An 11052-nucleotide genomic window follows, 5' to 3' on the forward strand; every position below is an offset into this window, starting at 1 on the left:
CAAAGCTCTATTCAAGCTCAAGTCAGTGCGACAGCAACATCTGTTAATGCAAATGTGGGACAAAAAGTACAAAAAAGCCAAGTTTTAGTCAGATTAAACAATCAAGATAATGCTGCACGTTTAGCTCAAGCTGAAGCAAATCTGGCTTCAGCTCAGGCACAAGCAGAACTGGCACGTAATTTGATGAACCGAAAACAAAGACTACTTAATCAAGGCTTTATTGCCCGTGTAGAGTTTGAACAGAGTCAGGTAGATTATAAGGGTCAACTTGAAAGTGTTAGAGCTCAGCAAGCCAATGTTGATATTGCTAAAAAGGCTGATCGAGATGGTATTATTACTAGCCCGATTTCAGGTGTCATTACTAAACGACAAGTTGAACCGGGACAAACTGTTTCGATTGGACAAACGCTCTTTGAAATCGTTAATCCTAATCAATTAGAAATACAGGCAAAGTTGCCTATTGAGCAACAATCTGCACTAAAAGTCGGCAGCTCTATTCAATATCAGATTCAGGGTAATTCAAAACAATTACATGCCATACTGACTCGGGTCTCACCTGTAGCGGATCAAGATAGTCGACAAATTGAATTCTTTGCGAGTCCTAAAGAAGCAATTGATTCACTCAGTATCGGCGCTTTTATTAATGGCATTATTTTGCAAAATGATCGCAATCAAGGACAAACTATTCCTTTAGATAGTATTCAAAACCTGCAACAAGATCCTTTCGTATGGGTGATACGCAATCAAACCATTCAAAAGGTCAAAATTCGGGTAGTTGAGCAGCGTTACAACGAAAATATTGCTTTGGTACAAGGTCTACAAAGCACAGATCAGGTAAGTCGTATCCAGTTTGACGATTCCGATATCAATAAAAAAGTGACGCTTACAGCCGAAAAAAATAAATAAGGTAGCAAATAGCTTATGTGGTTTACCCGAATCAGTGTGAAGTATCCCGTTTTTACCATTATGATGATGCTGTGCTTAATGGTACTCGGGTTAGCCTCTTGGAAGCGCATGACCGTTGAAGAGTTTCCTAATGTAGATTTCCCATTTGTAGTGGTTACTACGCAATATGCTGGTGCTTCACCTGAAGCGGTTGAGTCTGATATTACAAAAAAACTCGAAGATCAAATCAATACAATTTCAGGCATTAAACAAATTACTTCACGTTCAAGTGAAGGGTCTTCGATGGTGATTGCAGAGTTTAATCTTGATACCTCTTCAGCAATTGCAGCACAAGATGTGCGCGACAAAATTGCTCCTGTTGTCGCTCAATTTCGTGATGAAATTGATACGCCGATTGTGCAACGCTACGATCCTTCATCTAGCCCGATTATGTCGGTGGTGTTTGAGTCGAATACGATGAGCTTGGCTCAATTAAGTTCTTATGTAGACAAAAAAATTGTGCCGCAGCTTAAAACCGTTTCTGGTGTAGGTAATGTCAATTTATTAGGTGATGCGAAACGCCAAATTCGTATAAAAGTTCATCCTGAACAATTACAAAGCTATGGTATTGGCATTGATCAGGCCATTAACACACTAAAAAATGAAAATATAGAAGTACCTGCAGGAACTTTACAGCAAAAGAATTCTGAACTAGTGGTACAGATTCAATCAAAAGTTATTCATCCTTTTGGTTTTGGTGATTTGGTCATTGCCAATAAAAATGGCTCGCCTATTTTCCTAAAACAAGTGGCAACCGTTGAAGACACTCAAGCCGAACTGCAATCCAGCGCTTTTTATAATGGAAGAACAGCAGTCTCTATCGATATTTTAAAAAGTTCCGATGCTAATGTAATTCAAGTTGTTGATAAAACTTACCAAACCTTAGAGAAGCTAAAAGCTCAAATGCCTGCGGGATTAAACTATAAAGTCGTCGCAGACAGCTCCAAAGGGATTCGCGCTTCAATTAAAGATGTAGTACGTACCATTCTTGAAGGAGCAGGTTTAGCAGTTTTAATTGTTTTACTCTTTTTAGGTTCTTTCCGATCTACCATCATTACAGGTTTAACTTTACCCATTACCCTGCTTGGAACATTAACGTTCATCTGGGCTTTTGGTTTTAGTATTAACATGATGACACTGTTAGCTCTATCACTCAGTATTGGCCTATTAATTGATGACGCGATTGTAGTTCGAGAAAACATTGTTAGGCATACAGAGCTTGGCAAAGACCATGTCACCGCCGCTTTAGATGGCACCAAAGAAATTGGGTTAGCAGTACTCGCAACTACACTTACCATTGTGGCGGTATTTTTACCTGTTGCTTTCATGGGGGGGTTAATTGGGCGTTTCTTCTACCAGTTTGGGGTAACTGTAAGTACAGCTGTTCTTATTTCTATGTTTATCAGTTTTACACTCGACCCAATGCTTTCAGCACATTGGAAAGACCCGGTAAAGAAAAAAGAAAGTCGACTACAACGTTTCTTTAATCACATTTCTAAATTACTAGATGGCCTTACCCATATTTATGAAAAGCTGTTGAAACTTGCTCTGCGCTTTCGTTTTATTACAGTCATTATTGCGATTGCTTCACTGGTTGCGGCCTTAGGTTTATCTAAATTGATTGGAACCGAATTTGTACCAGTTCCAGATAAAGGTGAAATCCGTATTCAGTTCGAGACGCCTGTCGATGCTTCTTTAGAATATACTCAAGCCAAGTTACATCAAGTCGATCAAATTATTAGGCAATTTCCCGATGTGGTTTCTACCTACGGGGTTGTAAATAGCACAATAGACTCTGGTAAAAACCACGCTGGTTTAGGAGTGACTTTAAAACCAAAACAACAACGTAGTTCAGATTTAACAACGCTCAATAATGAATTCCGTGATCGTTTGCAAACCGTAGCGGGTATTCGTGTTACCTCCGTTGCTGCGGCTCAAGATTCAGTTTCTGGTGGTCAAAAGCCAATCATGATTTCGATTAAAGGAACTGACCTGAATGAACTTCAAAAAATTTCAAATCGATTTATGACTGAAATGGGTAAAATTAAAGGTGTAGTCGATTTAGAAAGCTCGTTAAAAGAACCGAAACCAACTTTAGGTGTTCATATTAATCGTGTACTGGCAAGTGACTTAGGGTTGTCTGTTTCCCAAGTTGCCAATGCGATTCGACCACTCATTGCGGGCGATAATGTCACAACGTGGGAAGACCGTGACGGCGAAACTTATGATGTAAATATCCGCTTAAATGAAAACAAACGCATGCTTCCGCAAGACGTGCAAAACCTATATCTCAACTCAAACAAAACTGGTGCAAATGGACAACCGATATTAGTTCCATTGAGTGCAGTAGCAACAACCGAGCAAAAATTCGGTGCGTCACAAATTAACCGACGTGATCTTGAGCGCGAAGTACTCATCCAAGCCAATACGTCAGGACGCCCAAGTGGGGATATCGGTAAAGACATCGATAAAATGCAAAAAGCATTTAAGTTGCCTGCTGGTTATACCTTCAATACCCAAGGTGCCAATGCAGATATGGCCGAGTCTGCGGGTTATGCATTAACTGCTATTACACTTTCCATTGTATTTATTTATATTGTTTTGGGTTCTCAGTTTAATAGTTTTATTCACCCTGCTGCGATTATGGCATCTTTACCATTGTCATTGATTGGGGTATTTCTTGCCCTATTCTTGTTTAGAAGTACTCTAAACCTATTTTCAATTATTGGCATCATTATGCTCATGGGGCTGGTAACCAAAAACGCGATTTTACTTATCGACTTTATTAAAAAGTCCATGGAACATGGGGAAAGTCGTTATGATGCTATTTTACAAGCAGGTAAAACCCGTTTACGCCCAATCTTAATGACCACAAGTGCAATGGTCATGGGTATGGTTCCATTAGCTTTAGGTTTGGGTGAAGGCGGAGAACAAAGTGCACCAATGGCCCATGCTGTTATTGGTGGCGTAATAACCTCTACCCTGTTGACTCTTGTAGTAGTACCCGTCATTTTCACTTATCTGGATGACTTGAAAAACTTTATGCTGCGTCAAACTCGACGATTCATGTCATAATGCAGCAACTATCGTATAATCTGCGTTTTTATAACGCTTAACTTTTTAGGACTTTTTCCATGCGCGCAAGCCGCTTTTTATTTGCAACGTTGAGAGAAACCCCAAACGATGCTGAAGTGATTTCACATCAGCTCATGTTACGTGCGGGGATGATTCGTAAATTGGCATCAGGTTTATATACATGGCTGCCGATGGGAACACGTGTGCTTAAAAAAGTTGATGCGATTGTTCGTGAAGAAATGAATCGTTCAGGTGCTATGGAAGTGTTCATGCCCGTGACTCAACCCGCTAGCTTGTGGGAAGAATCAGGTCGTTATGAACAATACGGCCCTGAATTATTACGCTTCAAAGACCGTCACGACAACCCGTTTGTGCTTGGTCCTACACATGAAGAAGTAATCACGGATTTAGCACGTAACGAGCTAAAAAGTTATAAACAGCTTCCTGTAAATTTCTATCAAATTCAAACCAAATTCCGTGATGAAATTCGTCCACGTTTTGGTGTAATGCGTTCACGCGAATTCATTATGAAAGATGCTTATTCTTTCCATGCAACTCAAGAATCATTACAAGAAACTTATGATGTAATGTATGACACTTATAGCCGTATTTTTACTCGCTTAGGTTTAGACTTCCGCCCAGTACAAGCGGATACTGGCTCGATTGGTGGTTCAGCTTCACATGAGTTCCATGTATTGGCTTCAAGTGGTGAAGATGACATCGCATTTTCAACTGAATCTGATTATGCAGCGAACGTTGAAATGGCTGAGGCTGTTTTAGTAGGTGAACGCGCAGCACCTGCGCAAGAATTTAAATTGGTTGAAACACCAAACCAAAAAACAATTGATGATGTTTGCCAATTCCTAAATGCTGATCCTAAACAATCTGTCAAAGCATTATTGGTTCAAGGCGTTGCTGATGAAAAAGGCAATGTTCCTGTGGTTGCTCTATTCTTACGTGGCGATCACGAACTGAATGAAATTAAAGCTGAGAAACATCCTTTAGTTGCCGCTCCTCTTACATTTGCAACTGAAGAGCAACTTCAAGCATTTGGTATAACGGCTGGCTTTACAGGTCCACAAGGTTTAGTTGAAAAAGGTATCACTGTAATTGTTGACCGTGCTGCTTCTGTTCTTTCTGACTTTGTTGCTGGTGCAAATGAAGCTGACAAACACGCTGTCGGCGTAAACTGGGAACGTGATGCCCAAATTACTGAAGTCTTTGATTTGCGTAATGTGGTTGAAGGCGACCCATCTCCAGATGGTAAAGGTTCACTACAAATTAAACGCGGTATTGAAGTTGGTCATATTTTCCAGCTTGGTACTAAGTACTCTGAAGCTTTAGGCTGTAAAGTTTTAGGTGAAGATGGCAAACCATTTACTGTAACAATGGGTTGTTATGGTATTGGTGTAACACGCGTAGTTGCAGCTGCAATTGAACAAAACTACGATGACAAAGGTATTATTTGGCCTCAAGCGATTGCACCTTTTGAAATCGCAATTGTTCCAATGAATGCACACAAATCACCTCGTACTCTTGAAGCAGCCGAAGCACTTTATGCTGAACTTCAAGCTCAAGGTTTTGATGTATTACTTGATGATCGTAACGAACGTCCAGGCGTTAAATTCTCTGACCTTGAGTTAATGGGTATTCCACACCGTATCGTGATTGGTGAAAAAGGCCTTGATGCGGGTACGTTTGAATATAAAGGTCGCCGCGATGCTGAAGCGAGCAATTTAACTAAAGAAGAACTTTTAGCTAAATTAGCACGTTAATAAATATATAAATAAAAAAAGCAGCTTTTAGAAGCTGCTTTTTTTACATTTAATTTTTACGCCTCAACCGTCAAGTCTTTAATGGTTGCCGAAGATCCATTGGTTTTCACCGATTCAATTCCTTTATCACGTGATGCTTCACTGGCATAGAACTGACTCGTACCAATAATTTGATGATTTGCAGCTTTTAAATTGAAGTAAGGTTTCCCATTTTTTGCAGTTAAACGATCATATCGCCCATCGTCACCACTATTTTTTTGAACTGACTCAATACCATTGACTGCTGATGCTTTCGCTTTATATAGCTCACTATTTAAAATAATTTCACCATTACCAGCCTTGAGTACAAAGCGATATTGTCCATCATTCGCTTGTGAAATCTCGTACCATCCTGCCATAAGAACCTCGTTTTTTTGTTGGTGTGGGTATGACTTTCGTTATTATTCTGGACGAAAGTTATTTGTTATTGATGACAATATAAATGAGCTGTGTAACTTTGGGTAGTCTACTTTTTATACATTATCGTAATAAAATTATAAGGATGTTGAAAGTTAAAAAAGTAGAGGCTTGATGGGTACCTCTACCGAAATGTAATTAAAATTAACAAATTAAGCTTTTTTTACAAATTCAGATTTTAATTTCATCTGACCAATACCATCAATTTTGCAATCAATATTATGGCCATCACTTGCATCGGGAACTAAACGAATTGTTTTTACTTTTGTTCCCACTTTAACAACCGAAGATGAACCTTTAATTTTTAAGTCTTTAATCACAGTGACACTATCACCATCTGCCAAGACATTACCATTTGCATCTTTAATGACTTCTTGTTCATCAGCAATTGAAGCTTCCCCTTCCTTCCACTCATGTGAGCATTCAGGGCAAATTAATAAGTCGCCGTCTTGATAGGTATATTCTGATTGGCATTTTGGGCAATTTGGTAAAGACATAAAAAAATCTCAAAAAGTATATTATGCGAGATATGACTCATTTTTTAAAGTTTTAAATAAAAGACTTTTACCAAAAAAAAATTTATATATTCATTTCTTCTCTTTCTCTAATAAATAGTCTCTTAAAATAATCGCATGGTTATGCTCCACATCTTTTGCCGAATATAAAAGAGTGACTCTATGCTTGGACACAATGTCTTGTAACTCTTTAACTGCTGGGTTTGTTTCCAGTTCTTTTAAATAGCGCTGTTTGAACTCACTCCAATGCTGTAAGGACTCTGCATGAAACCACTTGCGCAGTTCAGTTGAGGGGGCTATTTCTTTTAACCATAAATCTAAATGGGCATTTTCTTTACTTATCCCTCGACTCCATAGCCGATCAACTAATATTCGTTTTCCATCATTGGTACTTACATGTTCATAAATTCTTTTAATGTGTATTTCCATCTCTTTTTCTCACTAGACAGCCTTATTGTTTAGGCCTCATCAACACATTTAATATTTTGTTCTCTTTTAACCATAATTAAAAAGAAAAAAGTGAGTAGCTCTCTACTCACTTTTTTCTTTAGGGTGCCCAAATTTTAAAAGGCGATTACTGATCTGGGATCTCGGCTTCTACTAACAGTGTTAATAAGGACAAAGACTCCTGCCATCCTAAATAACACGCCTCTACAGGAATAACTTCTGGTATTCCTTCTTGGGTAATATGCACCTCTGTACCTACTAATACACTTTTTAATGTAATAGTCACCTGCATAGTGCCAGGTAAATTTGAATCATCAAATTGGTCGTTATAACGAATTAATTCATTTGGAATGAGTTCGACATAAGTTCCCCCAAATGAATGTGTTGATCCTGTCGAAAAGTTGGTAAAACTCATTTTGTATGAGCCACCTACATTTGAATCAAAACTATGAACTTTCGCAGTAAAACCGTGGGGCGCCATCCACTTTACTAAAGCATCTGGATCGAGAAAAGCACGATAAACCCGTTCAGCGGGTGCTTTAAATACACGATGTAATTTTACTGTACCTGTTGCCATTATGTTCTCCTTGTTTTAAGTCCATTTAGGTTATAAAAATTGTGCTTAATAGCTTAAACCGTAGAATTTCTTTTAACGTATATTTTTGGTGTTTTTCCATTTATACAACCAGTTTCTGACAAAACTAAATTACGAAAACTAAGGCTGATTTTTTGATAAAAATGGAGCAAAATAGTCAGCAATCATTAAAGAAACATATTGAATTTGAGATTAATCATGAGTCTGCTCGCTTTCTCCTCATATGCATTAAACGGTGTAGATGCACAGAAGTTTTTACAAGGTCAAGTGACTGTCGATACTGAACGTTTAGCTGAAAATGAAACACGCTATACAGCCATTTGTGATCTTAAAGGCCGTATTCACTTTGGCCTATGGCTAAAAAAGATTAGTGCTGAAAGTTTTGAGATTGTTGTTACTCAAGATCAAGCTGAAGAGTTCGCTAAGCATATTAAAAAATATGGTGCATTTTCAAAAATGACCTTAAGTGAACAAGGCACTGTGTTTCCAAAAGTTGTAAATGGACACACTGAGTTCAGCTCTACAGAAACTGATATTTCCGAATGGCAAAAACAAGCCATCATGACGGGGCAAGCATGGATTGCTCAAGCGACTGAACATGAGTTCCAACCACAAGAATTACGTTTACACCAACGTGAAGGCGTCAATTATGATAAAGGCTGTTACCTAGGTCAGGAAATTGTCGCACGCCTTTGGTTTAAAGCAAAACCAAAACACTGGTTACATTTAATTCAAGGCACAGGTGAAGCACCGGCTCCAGCAACTCAATTAAATAACGATATTGAAGTGGTAAATAGTGTACAAACCACTGACGGATATATTGCATTGGTTGTTGCAAAACCAGCTGCTTTAGCAGAACTCGGTCTTCAAGTTTTCGATTTGCCAGAAGCTTTAAGTGGTGATGTTGCTAGACCACAATAATTATATTTAGCAAATAAAAAGCCCGCGGATGCCCCTGCGGGCTTTTTCATAGATACAAAATTCTAATAAATTCATTTAATTAGGGCATCAATTTTTTAATTTTTCTATGCCATCATAATCGAGGTTGAAATCTAAGAGAAAAAATATGAAAACTAAACTTGCCACACTCATGTTAAGTTTGGCTTTTTTCGGTTCTGCTCATGCTGATGTGAAAACACTTGAACAAAATCTGAAGACAAATTATCCAGATTTACCTGTAAAGGGTGTTTATCAATCACCTGTGCAAGGTATTTATGAAGTATATACAAGCGGTCGTATTGTTTATACCAATCAAGATGCTAAATACTTCTTTGTAGGCAATTTAGTTGATATCAAACAACAAAAGAATATGACAGAAGAACGAATTGCCGAATTGGGTAAAATTGATGTTAAAAGCCTACCACTAAATCAGGCGATTAAATATGTAAAAGGTAAAGGGGAACGTACTCTTTATATTTTCAGTGATCCTGATTGCCCTTACTGCCAACGTCTAGAACAAAACATGGTTGGGGTAGATAACGTAACGGTATATGTATTCTTATACCCACTGACCAGTTTGCACCCAAATGCTGAAAAAGTTTCAAACCAAATCTGGTGTTCAAAGAACCCGTCTGAAGCTTGGACCAATTATATGCTTAACCGCAAATTGCCGACTAATAGCAAAAGTTGCTCAAGCCCAATTCAAAAGAATATTGCTTTAGGTCAAAAATTAAATATCGATGGAACACCAACATTGTTCTTGCAAGATGGACAAAGAATCTCAGGTGTACCAAGTGATGCAAAACAAATTGAAGCATTACTTAAGTCAGTAAAATAAGTCTATATGCCACTCTCTTAGCCAGAGTGGCATATCATTTTTCTCCACAGTTTGCTTTATAGACATCGTTTTATATACAAATCGGCTGTTTACTTTCATCCACCACTATTTATGATGAGAAGTTGAGTTGATTCAATACATCGACGGAATGATGTAGCTACGAAGTAAAAGGTTAAAAAGAAATGAAAAAATTACTCATCGCCAGCCTAATCGCCATTTCAAGTTCGTCCATTTTTGCGGCAGATAGTACGGCATCTGCGGCAAAAAATGATGTCTTTAAACAGGCAGAACAACTGTATGCAGCAAAAAATTATCCCGCTGCCTTTCAAGAAATCCAGCGCCTTGCACAGACAGGAAATGCTCAAGCGATCTATAACTTAGGCTATATGACGCAAATGGGACAAGGCACCCCTAAAGATAATGCCAAAGCTCTAAAATATTATGAAGACGCTTCAAACAAAGGTTATGCTCAGGCCAGTTATAGACTTGCACAGATTTATGAAACTGGTGAATTAGGCGTTGCAAAAGATAGTAATAAATTTAGCCAATATGTGCAAAAAGCATCAGCTCAAGGCTCTGATGATGCAACGGTAAAAATTGCGACTATTTTATTTGCTCAGAAAAAGCCACAGTCTCATCAAATTGCTTTACAAAAGCTAGCGCCTTTAATTCGAAAAGGAAACTACCCTGCTATTCAAGTCAAAGCACTTTATGATATTAGCCAAGGGGTTGAAAATAAAAACCCGCTAATGAAACGCCAAGGCATTGAAGCTTTACAAGCAATTGCACAAAAAGGTTATGCACCAGCATCTATGGCTTTAGCGACTATGATGGCAAATGGCAATATTATTCCTCAGAACTTGCCTCAAGCAAAACAGATTTTTACTGAACTTGCTAACCAAAATGTTCCTAATGCTAGAGAGTCTTTAGCTTCAGTCGAAAAGATTATTGCTGAGAAGAATAAACAAGCTGCAGCCGCCCCTACACAGCCTGCACCTAAAAAATAGCAAAGAAACAATAGCCCCGTATGGGGCTTTTCTTTTACCACCACAAAGCGATAAGCCCACTTACTCCAATAAAACCAATAATAGTACTTATCATTAAAGGTGTTAATGCTCTTTCATTTAAACCATATGCTTGCCCAAAAATACCAAAAGCAATTGGCATTGGAAGTGCCGCAATTAATGTTCCAGCATATAACATCTCTTGACTGACGTTTGGTAATAAAAGGAATAACCCAAAAATCACAACTGGCATAAGAATGACATTAAACCCAGCCAACAATACACTTTGTAAATTCACGGCGGTAATACCTATACCAACTAAGCTGCCGCCAATAGCAAATAGTGCTAGAGGCGAAGCTGTCCTTCCTAAAAGTTCTAAAGCTTGCCCAAGTTTTGAAGGCAGATGAATACCTAGCAAGATACAGCTCATCCCCACCAAAATTGCAATAATTACAGGATTTTT

11 protein-coding genes are annotated in these 11052 nt (G+C 38.4%); 6 read left to right on the top strand and 5 right to left on the bottom strand.

Annotated features, from left to right (window positions below; translation table 11 throughout):
• From J582_RS23555 to J582_RS23565, 3 genes are all read left to right on the top strand, one after another.
• Positions 1-906 (top strand): efflux RND transporter periplasmic adaptor subunit (locus tag J582_RS23555; RefSeq protein WP_032048727.1); only part of this gene is annotated, 906 nt, incomplete at its 5' end.
• 15 nt (positions 907-921) lie between these two features.
• Complete coding sequence (locus tag J582_RS23560; protein ID WP_031981662.1) at positions 922-4020, top strand: efflux RND transporter permease subunit; 3099 nt, start codon at positions 922-924, stop codon at positions 4018-4020.
• 59 nt (positions 4021-4079) lie between these two features.
• A complete protein-coding gene (locus J582_RS23565) occupies positions 4080-5795 on the top strand; it encodes a proline--tRNA ligase (RefSeq protein WP_031981661.1) in 1716 nt (571 codons plus the stop codon).
• Positions 5796-5851: 56 nt separating this feature from the next.
• Here the strand turns inward: J582_RS23565 and J582_RS23570 are convergent, their stop codons facing one another.
• From J582_RS23570 to J582_RS23585, 4 genes are all read right to left on the bottom strand, one after another.
• Positions 5852-6193 carry a YegP family protein gene (locus J582_RS23570; protein WP_019457547.1) on the bottom strand — a complete coding sequence of 114 codons (342 nt, stop codon included), beginning with the start codon at positions 6191-6193 and terminating at the stop codon, positions 5852-5854.
• Between the two features lie 210 nt (positions 6194-6403).
• Complete coding sequence (locus J582_RS23575; protein ID WP_019457546.1) at positions 6404-6748, bottom strand: zinc ribbon domain-containing protein YjdM; 345 nt, start codon at positions 6746-6748, stop codon at positions 6404-6406.
• Positions 6749-6838: 90 nt separating this feature from the next.
• The gene (locus J582_RS23580) at positions 6839-7195 is read right to left on the bottom strand and encodes a DUF488 domain-containing protein (protein WP_031981660.1); all 357 of its coding nucleotides are present in this window, start codon (positions 7193-7195) and stop codon (positions 6839-6841) included.
• A gap of 145 nt (positions 7196-7340) precedes the next feature.
• Positions 7341-7793 (bottom strand): SRPBCC family protein, encoded by a 453-nt coding sequence (locus tag J582_RS23585; protein ID WP_081404819.1) that lies wholly within the window; start codon positions 7791-7793, stop codon positions 7341-7343.
• Positions 7794-8006: 213 nt separating this feature from the next.
• Between J582_RS23585 and J582_RS23590 the strand changes: the two genes are divergently transcribed.
• The 3 genes from J582_RS23590 to J582_RS23600 all read left to right on the top strand — a co-directional run bounded on the left by J582_RS23590 (position 8007) and on the right by J582_RS23600 (position 10592).
• Positions 8007-8729, top strand: coding sequence for a YgfZ/GcvT domain-containing protein (locus J582_RS23590; RefSeq protein WP_031981657.1), 723 nt, complete (start codon positions 8007-8009; stop codon positions 8727-8729).
• Between the two features lie 145 nt (positions 8730-8874).
• Positions 8875-9585, top strand: a complete 711-nt coding sequence (locus tag J582_RS23595) for a DsbC family protein (RefSeq protein ID WP_031981656.1) — start codon at positions 8875-8877, stop codon at positions 9583-9585.
• 182 nt (positions 9586-9767) lie between these two features.
• Positions 9768-10592 (top strand): tetratricopeptide repeat protein, encoded by an 825-nt coding sequence (locus J582_RS23600; RefSeq protein ID WP_031981654.1) that lies wholly within the window; start codon positions 9768-9770, stop codon positions 10590-10592.
• A gap of 34 nt (positions 10593-10626) precedes the next feature.
• Here J582_RS23600 and J582_RS23605 read toward each other — a convergent pair.
• Positions 10627-11052, bottom strand: a 426-nt coding sequence (locus J582_RS23605) for an AEC family transporter (protein WP_032048729.1), incomplete at its 5' end; no start/stop codon positions are given.

Origin of the sequence: Acinetobacter sp. 1566109, assembly GCF_000582255.1 — a bacterium.
GTDB lineage: Bacteria > Pseudomonadota > Gammaproteobacteria > Pseudomonadales > Moraxellaceae > Acinetobacter > Acinetobacter nosocomialis.

Coding starts and splice junctions, on each gene's coding strand:
- J582_RS23560 (WP_031981662.1), top strand. CDS start 922: ATGTGGTTTACCCGAATCAGTGTGAAGTATCCCGTTTTTACCATTATG.
- J582_RS23565 (WP_031981661.1), top strand. CDS start 4,080: ATGCGCGCAAGCCGCTTTTTATTTGCAACGTTGAGAGAAACCCCAAAC.
- J582_RS23570 (WP_019457547.1), bottom strand. CDS start 6,193: ATGGCAGGATGGTACGAGATTTCACAAGCGAATGATGGACAATATCGC.
- J582_RS23575 (WP_019457546.1), bottom strand. CDS start 6,748: ATGTCTTTACCAAATTGCCCAAAATGCCAATCAGAATATACCTATCAA.
- J582_RS23580 (WP_031981660.1), bottom strand. CDS start 7,195: ATGGAAATACACATTAAAAGAATTTATGAACATGTAAGTACCAATGAT.
- J582_RS23590 (WP_031981657.1), top strand. CDS start 8,007: ATGAGTCTGCTCGCTTTCTCCTCATATGCATTAAACGGTGTAGATGCA.
- J582_RS23595 (WP_031981656.1), top strand. CDS start 8,875: ATGAAAACTAAACTTGCCACACTCATGTTAAGTTTGGCTTTTTTCGGT.
- J582_RS23600 (WP_031981654.1), top strand. CDS start 9,768: ATGAAAAAATTACTCATCGCCAGCCTAATCGCCATTTCAAGTTCGTCC.